Origin of the sequence: Bradyrhizobium sp. CCBAU 45384 (assembly GCF_028128665.1) — a bacterium.
GTDB classification, from domain to species: domain Bacteria; phylum Pseudomonadota; class Alphaproteobacteria; order Rhizobiales; family Xanthobacteraceae; genus Bradyrhizobium; species Bradyrhizobium manausense.
In genome coordinates this window covers 1-15,466 of the sequence record NZ_LBIZ01000103.1, presented here as the reverse complement: position 1 = coordinate 15,466, position 15,466 = coordinate 1, and the positions used below count along the sequence as shown (strand labels likewise).

General features: G+C 63.9%; 15 protein-coding genes. 5 read left to right on the top strand and 10 right to left on the bottom strand.

Annotated features, from left to right (window positions below):
• Positions 1-15: 15 nt before the first annotated feature.
• Positions 16-504, bottom strand: coding sequence for a GNAT family N-acetyltransferase (locus tag XH80_RS14080; RefSeq protein ID WP_271599078.1), 489 nt, complete (start codon positions 502-504; stop codon positions 16-18).
• 89 nt (positions 505-593) lie between these two features.
• On the opposite strand from XH80_RS14080, the gene tldD reads away from it, so the two are divergent.
• Genes tldD through XH80_RS14065 form a run of 3 tightly spaced genes read left to right on the top strand, consistent with a single transcriptional unit; the run spans position 594 to position 3,373 of the window.
• Complete coding sequence (tldD, locus tag XH80_RS14075) at positions 594-2,021, top strand: metalloprotease TldD (RefSeq protein WP_271599077.1); 1,428 nt, start codon at positions 594-596, stop codon at positions 2,019-2,021.
• Entirely contained in the window at positions 2,018-2,794 is a 777-nt protein-coding gene (lepB, locus tag XH80_RS14070; protein ID WP_057746034.1) for a signal peptidase I, read from the top strand. Before tldD ends, lepB begins: the two co-directional genes overlap by 4 nt.
• Before the next feature lie 12 nt (positions 2,795-2,806).
• Complete coding sequence (locus tag XH80_RS14065) at positions 2,807-3,373, top strand: nucleotidyltransferase family protein (protein ID WP_271599076.1); 567 nt, start codon at positions 2,807-2,809, stop codon at positions 3,371-3,373.
• Between the two features lie 131 nt (positions 3,374-3,504).
• On the opposite strand, the gene XH80_RS14060 is transcribed toward XH80_RS14065, so the two are convergent.
• The 3 genes from XH80_RS14060 to XH80_RS14050 all read right to left on the bottom strand — a co-directional run bounded on the left by XH80_RS14060 (position 3,505) and on the right by XH80_RS14050 (position 6,184).
• On the bottom strand, positions 3,505-4,098 hold the full coding sequence (locus tag XH80_RS14060; protein WP_271599184.1) for a PAN domain-containing protein: 594 nt from the start codon (positions 4,096-4,098) through the stop codon (positions 3,505-3,507).
• Positions 4,099-4,217: 119 nt separating this feature from the next.
• On the bottom strand, positions 4,218-5,588 hold the full coding sequence (locus XH80_RS14055) for a glutamate--cysteine ligase (RefSeq protein WP_057746029.1): 1,371 nt from the start codon (positions 5,586-5,588) through the stop codon (positions 4,218-4,220).
• A gap of 101 nt (positions 5,589-5,689) precedes the next feature.
• Positions 5,690-6,184 (bottom strand): MarR family winged helix-turn-helix transcriptional regulator, encoded by a 495-nt coding sequence (locus tag XH80_RS14050; protein WP_057746026.1) that lies wholly within the window; start codon positions 6,182-6,184, stop codon positions 5,690-5,692.
• A 126-nt stretch (positions 6,185-6,310) separates the two neighbouring features.
• On the opposite strand from XH80_RS14050, the gene gstA reads away from it, so the two are divergent.
• A complete protein-coding gene (gene gstA, locus XH80_RS14045; protein WP_271599075.1) occupies positions 6,311-6,925 on the top strand; it encodes a glutathione transferase GstA in 615 nt (204 codons plus the stop codon).
• Between the two features lie 227 nt (positions 6,926-7,152).
• Here the strand turns inward: gstA and XH80_RS14040 are convergent, their stop codons facing one another.
• The 4 genes from XH80_RS14040 to XH80_RS14025 all read right to left on the bottom strand — a co-directional run bounded on the left by XH80_RS14040 (position 7,153) and on the right by XH80_RS14025 (position 12,992).
• A complete protein-coding gene (locus XH80_RS14040; protein WP_271599074.1) occupies positions 7,153-9,363 on the bottom strand; it encodes an FAD-dependent oxidoreductase in 2,211 nt (736 codons plus the stop codon).
• 154 nt (positions 9,364-9,517) lie between these two features.
• Positions 9,518-10,726: an acetyl-CoA C-acetyltransferase gene (locus XH80_RS14035; protein ID WP_271599073.1), complete on the bottom strand. Its 1,209-nt coding sequence runs from the start codon at positions 10,724-10,726 to the stop codon at positions 9,518-9,520.
• Positions 10,727-10,774: 48 nt separating this feature from the next.
• Complete coding sequence (locus tag XH80_RS14030; protein ID WP_271599072.1) at positions 10,775-12,565, bottom strand: acyl-CoA dehydrogenase C-terminal domain-containing protein; 1,791 nt, start codon at positions 12,563-12,565, stop codon at positions 10,775-10,777.
• A gap of 40 nt (positions 12,566-12,605) precedes the next feature.
• Positions 12,606-12,992, bottom strand: a complete 387-nt coding sequence (locus XH80_RS14025; protein WP_271599071.1) for a nuclear transport factor 2 family protein — start codon at positions 12,990-12,992, stop codon at positions 12,606-12,608.
• 174 nt (positions 12,993-13,166) lie between these two features.
• On the opposite strand from XH80_RS14025, the gene XH80_RS14020 reads away from it, so the two are divergent.
• Entirely contained in the window at positions 13,167-13,754 is a 588-nt protein-coding gene (locus XH80_RS14020) for a PadR family transcriptional regulator (protein WP_057746008.1), read from the top strand.
• 38 nt (positions 13,755-13,792) lie between these two features.
• On the opposite strand, the gene XH80_RS43970 is transcribed toward XH80_RS14020, so the two are convergent.
• Together XH80_RS43970 and XH80_RS14005 are read right to left on the bottom strand one after the other, a co-directional pair.
• Positions 13,793-14,731 (bottom strand): MEDS domain-containing protein, encoded by a 939-nt coding sequence (locus XH80_RS43970; RefSeq protein WP_442869143.1) that lies wholly within the window; start codon positions 14,729-14,731, stop codon positions 13,793-13,795.
• Positions 14,732-14,944: 213 nt separating this feature from the next.
• Positions 14,945-15,184, bottom strand: a complete 240-nt coding sequence (locus tag XH80_RS14005) for a DUF6894 family protein (protein ID WP_271599070.1) — start codon at positions 15,182-15,184, stop codon at positions 14,945-14,947.
• Positions 15,185-15,466: the final 282 nt, after the last annotated feature.

The window sequence follows — 15,466 nt, the reverse complement described above, 5'->3', positions numbered from 1 at the left end:
GCCGTCCTGATAGCACTAGAACAGCACCGCCATCTGGATCACGTTCTCGTACACGCCGTCGATTCTGACGGCGTTGCGCGACAGCCCCTCGACGGCAAAACCGACCCTCTCGTAGAGCGCGATCGCGCTCAGATTGTTCTCGCGAACAGAGAGTTCGACTCGCGACAGGCCTATCGCTTGCGCGGCGGCGAGCGTCGTCGTGATCAGCCGCGTTCCGAGCCCTTGGCCTCGGAAAGGCTGCAAAATTCCCGTTCCGAGGACGCCGGCATGGGCGTAGATCGGGCGCGGATAGCGCCTGACGTCGCACCAGCCGACGACGTCGCCGCCGGAAAGCGCAACGAATTGCGGATTTCCCTGCGCAATCATGTCGAGGACGAAACTGCGCGTTGCCTCCAGCGGGGGCGCCTCGAGAAAGGCCAGATAACGCCGCTCCCGCGCAACCGTGTCGAGCGCGCGGTGGAAGCTTTCGATCCGGGCTTCGGATATGGCAATGATTTCAATCATGTCGTTTCCGTAATGTGACGCACCGCCCTCTCGCCGAACGGTCCCGAAGCCATTATGTTGCCCGACATCTCTCCGACAATGGGTGATCGATGACCAACCCTGCCACAACCTCCCTGCTCGACCGCGCCAATCTCGATCGCGACCAGGTTCGCAACGAGGTCGCGCGCGGGCTCTCCGGTGCCGACGACGGCGAATTGTTCCTGGAATACAGCCAGACCGAAGCGCTGATGTTCGACAATGGACGGCTCAAGCAGGCGACGTACGACACCTCGCAAGGTTTTGGCTTACGCGCGGTCAAGGATGATGCCGTGGGCTACGCCCACTCCTCCGATGTGTCGCTGCCGGCGCTGATTCGCGCCGCCGATGCGGTCGCGGCCGTGCGCGGCGGCTATTCCGGCAGCTTTGCCGCGCCGCCTCCGCACACCAATGTGCGCCTCTATGGCGATGAAAACCCGCTGGATGCCCCCGGCTTCGAGACCAAGGTCAAGCTGCTGGCCGAGATCGACGCTTACCTGCGCGACAAGGATCCGCGGGTGCGGCAGGTCAGCGTCAGCCTGGGCGCGACCTGGCAGGTCGTCGAGATCCTGCGGCCCGACGGCGAGAGCTATCGCGACATCCGCCCGCTGGTGCGCGTCAACATCTCCGTCGTCGCAGGGCAAGGCGACCGCCAGGAGAGCGGCAGCAAGGGCTATGGCGGCCGCGCCGGCTATGCCGAGTTCATCGAGACCAAGTCGTGGCGCGATGCCGCCGACGGCGCACTGCGCGAGGCCCTGGTCAATCTGGAATCGATTCCCGCCCCCGCCGGCGAGATGGACGTCGTGCTGGGCGCCGGCTGGCCCGGCGTGATGCTGCACGAGGCAGTCGGCCACGGCCTCGAAGGCGACTTCAATCGCAAGAAGACCTCTGCTTTTGCGGGCCTGATGGGCCAGCAGGTCGCGGCCAAGGGCGTCACCGTGGTCGATGACGGCACCATCGCCTCGCGGCGGGGCTCGCTGTCGATCGACGACGAGGGCACGCCGACCAACCGGACCGTGCTGATCGAGGACGGCATCCTGGTCGGCTACATGCAGGACCGCCAGAACGCGCGGCTGATGAACATGAAGCCGACCGGCAACGGCCGCCGCCAGGGCTATGCCCATGTGCCGATGCCGCGCATGACCAACACCTACATGCTCGCGGGCGACCGCGACCCGGCCGAGATTCTCGCGTCGGTGAAGAACGGCGTGTTTGCCGCGAATTTCGGCGGCGGACAGGTCGACATCACCTCGGGCAAATACGTGTTCCAGTGCACCGAGGCCTACAAGATCGAGAACGGCAAGCTGGGCGCGCCGCTGAAGGGCGCCATGCTGATCGGCAACGGGCCGACCGACCTGCATCGCATCCGCATGATCGGCAACGATCTCGCGCTCGATACCGGCATCGGCACCTGCGGCAAGAACGGCCAGGGCGTGCCGGTCGGCGTCGGCCAGCCGTCGCTTCTGATGGAACGCATTACGGTGGGTGGAACGGGCGCATGAGCGTTGAGAAGGTAACGGCCGCTCCGAAGCGGAAGAGCTCCGGCTGGGCCGGCCAGTTGATGCAGCTTGCCGGCATCGTCGCCGCGGTGTTCATCGCCAAGGGCGCGCTGGCCGAGCCGTTCTACGTGCCGTCGGGCTCGATGGAGCCGACGCTGCTGATCGGCGATGCGCTGCTCGCCTCGAAATTCCCCTATGGCTACGGCACCTCGTCGCTGCCGATCCAGATCAACTTGCCCGAGACCGGCCGTGTCTTCGCGGAAATGCCGAAGCAAGGCGACGTCGTCGTGTTCCGATGGCCCGGCGACCGCTCGCAGGCCTGGGTCAAGCGCGTCGTCGGCCTGCCCGGCGACCGCATCCAGATGCGGCAGGGGCAGCTCTTCATCAACGACCGTCCCGCCGAATTGAAGCCTGACGGCGTTGGCGCCGCCGAGGACGACAATGGCGGCAGCGAGCCGGCCTACCGTTACGTCGAGACGCTGCCGAATGGCGTCTCGCATCTGATCTTCAAGATGCGCGACAACGGCCCGCTCGACAACACACCCGAGGTGAAGGTGCCGGCCGGGCATTTGTTCGTGCTCGGCGATAACAGGGACAACTCGGCCGACAGCCGCGTGCCGCTGCGCTCCGGCGGCGTCGGCCTCTTGCCGGTCGACAATCTGGTCGGCCGTGCCGATGCCGTGCTCGGCTCCTGGGATCTCGGCATGCGCGGCCAGCCGGTCTGGACCTGGCTCTCCGGCTTCCGCCTCGCGCGGTTCTTCACCGCCGTGCGCTGAGGGGATCGCGACATGGGCAAGGACGAGTTTCTCGCCCTCGCCCTGAAAAATCCGGTCAACACCGCAATCATCGACGAGCTTCATCGACTTGCGCTGCCGGACGCGTGGCTGGTCTCGGGATGCCTGGTGCAGACGGTGTGGAACGTGCTCACGGGCCGTGCCGTCGATTACGGTATTGCGGATTACGACATCTTCTACTTCGATCCCGATACCTCCTGGGACGCGGAGGACGCCGTCATCCGCAAGCTGCAAACGCGCCTCGATCATCTCGGCGTCAAGATCGAGACCCGCAACCAGGCCCGCGTGCATCTGTGGTACCCGGCCAAGCACGGCCTGCCCTATCCGGCGTTGTCGTGCTCGACCGACGGCATCGACCGTTTTCTGACGCAGAACACGCAAGTGGGCGTGAGGCGCGCCGGTGATGGTTTCGAAGTCTACGCGCCGCATGGCTTCGATGACGTCGCAGGCCTGATTGCGCGCCCCAATCCGGGTCCGAATTTCTCCGCGGCGAATTACGCGGTGAAAGCTCAGAGATGGAAGGCGTTGTGGCCGGAGCTGACGGTGATTGCCGCGGAGTGAAATCTCGTAGGGTGGGCAAAGGCACGCGTCTTCGCGCGACGTGCCCACGTCCTGTCGGACTCATGGAGAGGTGGTGGGCACGGCGCAAGTGCGCCTTTGCCCACACGGCTAACCCACCTACGGCACCTTGCCTATCTCACCACGCCCGACGTGAACCCGGCCTTCCGCCGCGGCGGCTTGATATCTTTCTTGAGGAAGCAGCGCGCTTCGCGGCCGGTGTAGCCGGGGCGGGCATAGGTGAAGGCGCGACACTTGTTGTCGGCGATACAGGCGGCCTTGCAGGCGTCCTCGCCCTCTCCTTCCTTGAGCTCGAAATTGCGCAAATCGCCGCCGGGGCGGTCGATCGAGGTCTCGACGCCCTCGACGCGCGGCTCGATCACGCCGGCCCCGCGTACCCCGGAGATGCAGCAATTGGCGGGCTGTCGCGGCGGCACGGTATTCTTGAGCCAGCACACCGCCGCGGCGCCATCGATATCGGGATAGGCGAAGCTCCAGGCGCGGCAGCGGCGATCGCGCTCGCAAAGCAGCGCGCAGTCCTCGGGATCACCCGATGTGACCGGCGTATTGAAATAATCGCCGCCGGGCCGGTCGAATGCCGTCTGGGCGCGCGCGGGCACACTCGCAAGGACGAGCGAGAGCAGCGCGGCACAGGCCACGACGCAAGCCAAAGCCCTCGCCATCAAGACCTTTGCCATGACGGTCCCAGGCAGGCGGCCCTTCCCCATCGGAACAGCTTTCGAGTTATTGACGACGCTCAGGTTTTTTCGGCCGGTCATTTGATCGCCGCAAACCTGTACGGCCGATGAACGGTCCCGAATCTGCTCGTCGGCCTATTTGCCCAAAACTAGAACGCGTACTCCGCGTAGGCCGGTTCCACCGAGCCCTTCCAGGGGCCGTTGAACTTCTCGAGCATGTCCTCGGCCGGTGTCCGGCCGGAATCGATGATGCGATCCAGCGGCTCCAGATGCCGGGTTTCGTCGCGGCCGATGGCATCGATGCGGCCTCGCCGCCGCAGGCCCGCATGTGCCAGAACGAGGCATTCCTTGGCGATCTCGAACAGATAGCGGTCCTTGATCCGGGCCTTGAAGCCGAAGCGCGGCACATCGTCGCGCAGGGCCTGACGCTCGTGTGCGGTCCAGTGCTTCACCAAATCCCAGGCCGCATCGAGCGACGCACCGTCATAGAGCAGCCCGACCCAGAACGCCGGCAGTGCCGGCAGCCGACCCCATGGGCCACCGTCGGAGCCGCGCATCTCGAGATAACGCTTCAGCCGCACCTCGGGAAAGATCGTCGAGAGATGATTGGCCCAGTCCGACAACGTCGGACGTTCGCCGGGAAGGTTGTTGTTGCGGCCCTCGAAGAAGGCTCGGAACGAGGAGCCCGACACGTCGATATATTCCTCGCCGCGCTTGACGAAATACATGGGCACATCGAGCGCGTAGTCGACATAGCGCTCGAAACCCATGCCGTCCTCGAACGCCCACGGCATCATGCCTGACCGCGCATTGTCGGTATCGCGCCAGATCTCGGAGCGGAAAGACAGGAAGCCGTTCGGCTTGCCTTCGGTGAACGGCGAATTGGCGAACAGCGCGGTCGCAACCGGCTGCAGCGCCAGCGACACGCGCAGCTTCTTGACCATGTCGGCTTCCGAGCAGAAGTCGAGATTGGTCTGCACCGTGCAGGTCCGGTACATCATGTCGAGGCCGTATTGGCCAACCTTCGGCATGTAATTGGTCATGATCTTGTAGCGGCCCTTGGGCATCACAGGGATGTCGGCGCGCGACCAGGATGGCGTCATGCCGAGCCCAAGGAAGCCGATACCGAGCGGGGCAGCGATCTCGCGCACCTGCGCCAGGTGCGCCATCAGCTCGCTCTGGGTCTGGTGCACGTTCTCGACCGGCGCGCCTGACAGCTCGAACTGGCCGCCGGGCTCCAGCGAGATCGCGCCGCCGCCGGTGACGTCGTAGAGCCCGATGATGTTGCCCTTCTCCATGATCGGCTCCCAGCCGAGCAGGAGCTTCATGCCTTCGAGCAGCGCACCGATGCCGCGCGCGCCTTCGTACGGCACGGGACGATGGCCTTCGAGCGTGAACGGCGTCTTCTCGTGCTCGGTGCCGATGCGGAATTCGGACGGGTGCTTGCAGCCGGCCTCGAACCACGCAACGAGTTCGTTGCGTGATTGCAGCGGCGTCATATCGATCTGGTCTCGCGCCATATCAAACTCTAATCAAAAGGGCGCTTCGATCGAAGGCGCGCGGGTGACGGGATGGTCCGCGGACCCCTTGGGGTGCACGGACGAGCTGGTTTGCCGCGCGGTCATCGCGACGGCGTGGTTTCGTTGACGTTGACGACGGGCAGCTTCATCTCGCCGCACGAGCATCCCAGCCGGTCGAGCAGACCGCTGAGCTTGACGGCATCGGCGTCAGAGAGCTTCGAGCCGACGTATTTCTCGATCGCAGCCGAATAGGCGCCCCACATCCGCTTCTGCAATTCGCGGCCGGCCTCCGTGATCTCGACGAACTGGCCGCGCTTGTCGATCTTGCATTCACGCCGGGAGGCGAGCCCCTCGTCGACCAGGCGGTCGATCAGCCGCGAGGTGGAGTATTGCGGGATCAGCATCTGCCGCTCGAGCTCCACCGGCCGCAATTCGCCACTCGGCGCGCGCGACAATTCGAGCAGCGCGTCGTACCACGCCAGTGGCGGGAACCCGGCCTTCTTCAGGTCCTGCTCCACGCAGTCCAGCACACGGCTCTGCACCCGCATCAGGCGGATCCAGGCACTGGTTGCCTCGGTCGATGGTTTGCGCTTCATGGTCCCGCTCAAGCTCGTCGTCCGCTTCTTACCCCACTCGATGCACCTGCATCAATCTTGACTATTGCATGCAGGTGCATGTAGGCGTTCTTTCGCCCCTACCAAGCCTCAAGAGGAGGAAATTCCATGAAACTGTATTACGCGCCCGGCGCCTGCTCGCTGTCGCCCCATATCGCGCTTCTGGAGGCCGACCTGCCCTATGAGCTGGTCAAGGTCGATATCCGGGCCAAGAAGCTCGAGAACGGTGAAGACTATCTGAAGGTCAATCCCAAGGGTCAGGTCCCCGCGCTGGGCCTCGATAACGGTGAGATCGTGACCGAAGGCCCGGTCATTGTCCAGATGATCGCCGACAAGGTTCCGGCCAAGGCGCTGGCGCCCGCGCGCGACAGCTCCGAACGCTACAAGCTGCTCGAATGGCTGAACTTCCTCACCTCGGAGGTACACAAGAGCTTCGGCCCGATGTTCGCGCCGGCGCTGAACGACGACGCCAAGGCCTTCTTCAAGGACCGTGTCATGGGCAAGCTGAAGCACATCGACAGCCAGCTCGCCGGCAAGGACTACCTGATGGGCAAGCAGTTCTCGGTCGCCGACGGCTATCTCTTCACCATGCTGACCTGGGCCGACCGGATGAAGTTCGACCTCTCGGCAATGCCGAACCTCTCCGCCTACAAGGCCCGCGTCGCCGCGCGGCCGAAGGTGCAGGAAGCGCTGACCAAGGAAGGGCTGGCGCAGGCGAAGTGAGCCCGCACAAGATGCGAACACGCGAAAGGCCGGATCGACGATCCGGCCTTTTTCGGTTTGCTGCGATCCATCCAAGCGTCGTCCTGGCGAAAGCCAGGACCCATTACCCCGCTTCTCCGGGATGACAGCCGCGTAGCCCGGATGGAGCGAAGCGCAATCCGGGAGGGCTTTCGCGACTGACAAACTCTTCCCGGATTTCGCTGCGCTCCATCCGGGCTACGAATGCCTTAAGCAGCCGCCTTCTTCGGCGCGAAACGGCCATAGAAGGTCTCGCCCTTCGCCGCCATCTCCTCGAGCAGCTTGGGTGGCGTGAAGCGCGAGCCGTATTTCGCCTCGAGCTTGTGGCAGAGCTCGACGAAGGTCTTCGTGCCCATGAAGTCGATATAGGACAGCGTGCCGCCGGTGAACGGCGCGAAGCCGAAGCCGAGGATCGAACCGACATCCGCCTCGCGCGGATCGGTGATGACGTGATCCTCGACGGTGCGCGCGGCCTCGACCGCCTGCACCACCAGGAAGCGTTGCTTCAATTCCTCGACGTCGAGCGTGTCAGGATCGAGCTGCTTCGGCTGCAGCGCGGAGAGACCCGGCCACAGGCTCTTCTGACCCTTGCCCTCGGGATAGTCGTAGAAGCCCTTCTTGTTCTTGCGGCCGAGGCGGCCCTGCTTCTCGACCATCTCGACCATCAGCTTCTTCTGGTCGGGGTTGATGGCGTTGGGGCCGAGATCGGCTTCGGTCGCCTTCATGATCTTCAGGCCGAGATCGAGCGCGACCTCATCCGAGAGCGAGAGGGGACCGACCGGCATGCCGGCCATCTTGGCGCAGTTCTCGATCATCGCCGGCGGCACGCCTTCCAGGAACATCTCGTTGCCCTCGGCGACGTAGCGGCCGACGCAACGGTTGGCGAAGAAGCCTCTGGAATCGTTCACGACGATCGGCGTCTTGCCGATCTGACGGACATAGTCGAGCGCGGTCGCGAGCGCGAGATCGCCGGTGTTCTTGCCCTTGATGATCTCGACCAGCATCATCTTCTCGACCGGCGAGAAGAAGTGAATGCCGACGAATTTGCCCTGGTCCTTGAAGTTCTCGGCCAGGGACGTGATCGGCAGGGTCGAGGTGTTCGAGGCAAAGATCACGTCGGGCTTGAGATAGTCCTGCGCCTTGGCAAAGGTCTCGGCCTTGACCTTGCGGTCCTCGAACACGGCCTCGATGACCAGATCGACGTCCTTCAGGGCCGCGTAGTCCGCGGTCGGCGTGATGCGCGCGAGCAGCTTCTCGGCATCATCGGGCTTGGCGCGGCCCTTCTTGATCTGGTCCTCGATCACCTTCTGGGCATGGGCCTTGCCCTTGTCGGCGCTCTCCTGGTCGCGATCGATCAGGACGACGTCGAGCCCGGCGCGGGCCGAGACGTAGCCGACGCTGGCGCCCATGAAGCCGGCGCCGATGACGGCGATCTTCTTCACCTTGGTCGGGGCTACGTCCTTCGGACGGCGCGCACCCTTGTTGAGCTCCTGCATCGACAGGAACAGGCTGCGGATCATCGCGGCCGCTTCCTTGGAGCGCAGCACCGAGGTGAAGTAGCGCGACTCGACGCGAAGCGCCGCGTCGATCGGCAGCTGCAGGCCTTCATAGACGCAGCTCATGATCGCGCGCGCGGCCGGATAGTTGTCGTAGGTCTCGCGGCGATAGATCGCGTTACCGGCCGGGAACATCATCATGCCGGCCTTGGAGAACACCGGGCCGCCGGGCAGCTTGAAGCCCTTCTCGTCCCAGGGCGCGACGGCCTTGCCGCCGCCCTTGATCCAGTCCTTCGCGGCCTTGATGAGATCGGCGGCGGGGACGATGGCATGAATGAGGTTGAGCTGCTTCGCCTTGTCGATGGTAACGGGATCGCCCTTGAGCAGGATCGTCATGGCGTCCTGCGGCGGCACTAGCCGCGGCACGCGCTGCGTGCCGCCAGCACCGGGGAACAGGCCGACCTTGACCTCGGGCAGGCCGAGACGCGTCTTGGGATTCTCCGCGGCCACGCGATAGTGGCAGCACAGCGTGATCTCGAAACCGCCGCCGAGCGCGAGGCCGTTGATCGCCGCCGCCCACGGCTTGCCTGACGTTTCGATTCCGCGCAGCACCTGCGAGAAGCGACGGCTCTGGTCGAACAGCATCTGGTTCGCCGCGGTCTCGCCCTGCTCCCTGAGGACTTTTGCGTAGGCCTGGTTCATGCCTTCGAGCATGGAGAGATCAGCGCCGGCGCAGAACGCCTCCTTGGCGGAGGTGATGACGACGCCCTTCACCGCGGCGTCAGCGGTCGTTTCCTTGACGATCGCTTCGAGCTCGCTGGTCGAGGTCTCGTCGAGCACGTTCATCGAACGGCCGGGAATGTCCCAGGTGACGAGCGCGACGCCGTCGGTATCGGTCTCGACCTTGAAGTTCTTGTAAGCCATGTTGGTTGCTCCTCGGAGCCGCGGCCGAATGCAGGCGCGGCGGTTGACTGTGATCTCGCAGGGTGGGCAAAGGCTCTTGCGCCGTGCCCACCATCTTTCTCCGATCGAAACAGGTGGTGGGCACGCTTCGCTTTGCCCACCCTACGGCAGCTAGCTAAACGCGCTCGATGATGGTCGCCGTGCCCATGCCGCCGCCGATGCACAGCGTGACCAGGGCGGTGGACTTGTTGGTGCGCTCGAGCTCGTCGAGCACGGTGCCGAGAATCATCGCACCGGTGGCGCCAAGCGGATGGCCGAGCGCGATGGCGCCGCCATTGACGTTGATCTTGGCGTTGTCGATGTCGAAGGCCTGGATGTAGCGCAGCACGACCGAGGCGAAGGCCTCATTGAGCTCGAACAGGTCAATGTCGGACTTCTTCATGCCGGAACGTGCGAACAGCTTTTCGGTGACGTCGACCGGACCGGTCAGCATCATCGCCGGCTCCGAGCCGATATTCGCAAACGCGCGGATCTTTGCACGTGGCTTCATGCCGTATTTGGCACCCGCTTCCTTGCTGCCGAGCAGGACGGCGCCGGCACCGTCGACGATGCCGGAGGAGTTGCCGGCATGATGCACGTAATTGACGCGCTCGATCTCCGGGTGCGACTGAATCGCGACGCCGTCAAAGCCGCCCATCTGCGCCATCATCGTGAACGACGGCTGCAGCTGCGCCAGCGACTGCATGGTCGTCGAAGGACGCATATGCTCGTCCTTGGCGAGGATGGTGAGGCCATTGATGTCCTTCACCGGCACCACCGACTTGTTGAAGCGGCCCTCGTCCCAGGCCTTGGCCGCGCGTTGCTGGCTCTGCACGGCGTAGGCATCGACGTCGTCGCGCGAGAAGCCGTACTTCGTCGCGATCAGATCGGCCGAGACGCCCTGCGGCATGAAATAGGCCGGCACGGCCATCGAGGGATCCATCGGCCAGGCGCCGCCGGAGGCGCCGATGCCTACGCGGCTCATCGATTCAGCGCCGCCACCGATCACCAGCTCATGCTGGCCGCTCATCACCTGCGCGGCCGCGAAGTTCACGGCGTCCAAGCCGGAGGCGCAGAAGCGGCTGATCTGCACGCCGGGCACGGCTTCGCCGAGGCCGGCTTTCAGCGCGGCAAAGCGCGCGATGTCGGAGCCGGCTTCGCCGACCGGATCGACCACGCCGAGCACGACGTCGTCGACGGAATCTTCCGGCAAATTGTTGCGGTCCTTGAGCGCCTTCAGCGGCACGGTGGCGAGCGCGAGCGCGGTGACTTCGTGCAGCGCGCCGTCCGGCTTGCCGCGGCCGCGGGGGGTGCGAACGTGATCGTAGATGAATGCCTCAGGCATGACGCCCTCCTGATCTGTTGTTCGAATTTTGATGATGCGGAAGCCGACTCAGAACGCTTCCGCCGGCAATTCCATGATGGTGGCGCAGCCGGACTGGATGCGCGCGAGATTGGCCGCGGTCTCCGGCAGCATCCGCTCCATGAAGAAGCGGCCGGTGACGAGCTTGGTCGAGAGATAAGGCGTCGCGCCGCCCTCGGCAATCTTGGCCAGCGTGACCTTCGCCATCTTCGCCCACATGTAGCCGAGCGCGACGAAGCCGAAGAGATGCAAATAGTCGGTTGCGGCGGCTCCCGCATTATCGGGCTTCATCATCGCGTTCTGCATCAGCCAGGTGGTGGCCTGCTGCAGATGGCCAAGCGAGGTCGAGAGCGGGGTGATGAAGGGCTTCATCGCCTCGTCGCCGCCGTTCTCCTTGGCGAAGGCCATGACCTCGCCGAAGAACGCCATGATGGCGCGGCCGCCGTCGCGCGGCAGCTTGCGGCCGACGAGATCGAGCGCCTGGATGCCGTTGGCGCCTTCATAGATCATGGCGATGCGCGCATCGCGCACGAACTGCTCCATGCCCTGCTCGGCGATGTAGCCGTGGCCGCCATACATCTGCTGCGCCTGCACCGCATTGGCGAAGCCGTAGTCGGTGAGGAAGCCCTTCAGCACCGGCGTCATCAGGCCCATGTGATCGTCGGCGGCCTGGCGGTCCTTCGGATCCTCGGAGCGATGAGCGACGTCGCTTTTCAGCGCGGTCCACATCACGAAGGCGCGGGCGGCCTCGTTGAAGGCGCGGATCGAGAGCAGCGTGCGGCGCACGTCGGGATGCACGATGATCGGATCGGCCGGCTTGTCCGGCGCCTTCACGCCGGTGAGCGCGCGGCCCTGGATGCGCTCGCGCGCATAGGCCACCGCGTTCTGATAGGCGACCTCGGACTGCGCGAGGCCCTGCACGGCGACGCCGAGCCGGGCCTCGTTCATCATCACGAACATGCCCTGCATGCCCTTGTTCTCTTCGCCGATCAGCCAGCCGGTGGCGTTGTCGTAGTTCATCACGCAGGTCGAGTTGCCGTGGATGCCCATCTTGTGCTCGATCGAGCCGCAGACGACGCCGTTGCGGGCACCGACCGAGCCATCCGGGTTCACCAGGAATTTCGGCACGACGAACAGCGACACGCCCTTGATGCCGGAGGGTGCGCCCTCGATGCGGGCCAGCACGAGGTGGATGATGTTGGAGGCAAGATCGTGCTCGCCGGCCGAGATGAAGATCTTGGTGCCTGATATCCTGAAGGAGCCGTCGGCCTGGCGCACTGCCTTGGTGCGGAGCATGCCGAGATCGGTGCCGCAATGCGGCTCGGTGAGATTCATGGTGCCGGTCCACTCGCCGGCGATCATCTTCGGCACGTAGGTCTGCTTCTGCTCCGGCGAACCATGCACCAGCAGCGCGGCGGTCGCGCCCATGGTGAGGCCGCCATACATCGAGAACGCCATGTTGGCGGAGATCTGGAATTCGTTGACCGCCTGGCTGAGCGTCACCGGCAGCCCCTGGCCGCCGAACTCGGTCGGCGCGGAAAGACCGAGCCAGCCGCCCTCTGCCACTTGCTTGAACGCCTCCTTGAAACCCTTCGGCGTGGTGACGCTGCCGTCATCGGCGCGCTTGCAGCCTTCGAGATCGCCGACGCGATTGAGCGGCTGCAGCACCTCTTCGGCGAGCTTGGCGGCTTCGCCCAGGATCGCCTCGCGCACGTCGCTCGAGGCATCGGAGAAGCCGGCGAGGTTGTCGTAGCGGTCGATCTGGAAGACGTCGTTGAGCAGGAAGTTCACGTCTTCGACGGGGGCTTTGTAGATCGGCATGGTGGTCTCCCGGCAGGCCTTGGAAAGTGATGATGCTGAATCAGGATTGGGCAGCGGCGAGCTGCTCCGCCATCAGGCGGTGCAGCATGTTGATGGCCTTGAGCGGACGCACCATCACCTTGAAATGGGTGATGCGTCCTTCGCTATCGAAGCTGATGATGTCGACGCCGTTGATCTCGATGCCGTCGATCATGGTCTTGAATTCGAGCACGGCGCCATTGGCGCTGCGCCATTCGCCGACATAGCTGAAGCCGGGACCGCCGAGCACCTTCTCGGCACTGGCGAGGTATTTGAAGGTGATGTCGCGCCCGCGCTGCGGGGTGTGCACCACAGGGCTTTCGAACACCGCGTCAGGATGCAGCAGCTCCCACAACGCCTTGCTGTCGTGGGACGTCATGTAGGCGTACCAGGAGTCGAGGCCGGTCATTGTCAGGTGCCTCCCAAAGGGCTTTGGCAAAAACGCGAAAACAACCCCATGCACAGTAGCGCCAAGGTCGCTTGTCCGGGGGTCTGGAGCCCCACCTCATATGCACATTGACGCATATGCGCCGATGCGCATAAAGTCAAGCTGGTTGGTTCAGAATACAGGGAGGCAGGTCACATGGCGCTGGGCGACGCGATCCTCGCATGCCTGACGGAACGTCCGATGACGGGCTACGAGCTCGCCAAGACGTTCGATTCCTCGATCGGCTTCTTCTGGAAGGCCGACCACCAGCAAATCTACCGCGAGCTCTCCAAGCTGCGCGACCGCGGCTACATCCAGGGCCGCGAGGTCGTGCAGACGGGCAAACCCAACAAGCTCATCTATACGCTCACTCCCGAAGGCCGAACAGCGCTGCGGCACTGGGCCGCGCGGCCGAGCACCCCGCCCTCGATCAAGGACGATCTCCTGGTCCGGCTGCATGCGCTCGACAGCATCGACATCGAGCCGATCCGCACCGATCTGATGGACCGGCTGGAGCATCACCGCGACCGGCACGCCAATTACGAGCGCATCCTGAAGAAGCGTTTTCCCGACGGGACGGCGGAGGGCCGGCTCGACCTCGGCAATTTGCTGCTGCTTCGCCTCGGCGCGCGGCACGAGCAGATGGTGGCGGATTTCTGCGAGGAGGCGCTCGAGGCGCTGTCGGCGATGTCAGGCAAGGGCACCGTGGTGCCGCTGGAGGATGGCAAGCGGGAGAAGGGCTGAGGGCACCGACGGCGAGGGAAGCGGGCCATTGGCTCGCATTATTCGCCGAGAACTTTATGGACGAGATCAGCGACGTTCCGGGCACCGAGCTTTTTCAGGAGATTGGCGCGATGGAAATCGACGGTGCGCGGGCTGATGCCTAGTGTCCGTCCGGCCTCCTTGCTGGAGGCACCCCGAATGATTTGAGCCAGCGCAACACGTTCTTTGGGAGTCAAAATCTGATGTCCGGGGAACGGTTTCGACAGGATATCCAGCGCGCCATTTAGCCTCCTGATTTCCCGCTTGGCCTGCTTGAGTTCGGGCGTCTCGAGAAATTCCCAATTGCCTTTCCGTCGCACGATGCAGCATTGATGCGCACGCGCCACATCAAGCATGTCGACGGCCCTGCTGGATTGAAACGAATAGGTGCAGAGCACGATCATTTTCTGCCCGACGAGAGAGCGATCGAGTTCGTGCTCGTACTCGCAGAACTCCTTCCAATGTTTCGTTCCTATCCAGAACGCATTTCCGCTCACCCTCACGCCATCGTAGCCTTTGGCCAGGGCCGCGCTGAGCTTCTCGCTCCAGCCGCCGGTGATCTTTTGAAGATCGAACTCGTCGCCCTCCAGGTACCACTCGCTGCCTGCGATCAGTTCGATCTGCCCCGCCTCTCGATAACGGTCAAAACGCGGAATGGCGCGCCGCAGGGCTTCCTCCGCCTGCTCCAGCGAAACCGGATCGGAGACGGCCCATACGCCAAACTCGTTGCTCCTTAACCCCGCTTCGAAATAGCAAACGGCGGTGTCGAGCAGATCCTGGGGAGTTTCATAGAACAGGCAAACATGAGTTCCCCACGGCATATCACCCATGAAGCGAATGCCCGTGTGGCGCAGTGCGGAATCACCGCCTGGCGCCTCGGCCAGGGCCGTCGACGGAACAGAATTCGCTTTGCGACCCCTGTTCGGGAAGGGCGGAGCACCCGGCATGGATATGTCCATAGCGGCGCCGATGTCGCAGCGCGTTGATATCCGTCACACGCCTTATGCGGCGCGGTTTAGCGGCCATCGTTACCATAAGCAGGGAACTCGCAAAATAGCCGATGGGCCCCGCGCCAGTCGGCGTCGCAATCAGTCGGCCGACCACGTCCGGCGGACTGCCGCCTCCTCAGGCGGGTGGATATGAGTTCGACCTTCGGATCGCTTCCCGGGATCTCAGCCGAACGGATCCGACTTCGTGAGCGTTCTTCCGATGCCGATCGGCACCTTCGCGATTTCATAGCCGCGCGAATTTTCCACCGAAATCCGGCCGCCGTGCCAGGTGTCATCGCCTTCCGACAATTCCTTGGCAACCTGTGTCGCTTCCGCTTCCGCAGCCAGCGCGCTGACGTATTCCCACTCGGCCACGTATTCGAAAGAGTCGGCGTCCCAAATTGTGAAGCGATAGCGTTCCAATGGCACCCTCCAAGGAGCTGCCATGGGCATTTGGGGCCGTCCAAACGGTGGCGTTACTGGTAGGATTGCGAGTACCCCAAAGCGCCAACCGGTTTTGACGGACCTATGGCACGGACCGTTTTGGGGCCGCTCTTGACCAAAGCCGGCATTTCGGCCGCGATTGGAGGCAGAGCGGACGTGGGGATTTATGAGTACGTGCCCTAGCACTACTTTGGCAGAATTTTTCACGTTATCGGGGTGGATGGGATTCACAAATCAGATTTTCTGTGACTCATGGGTGGT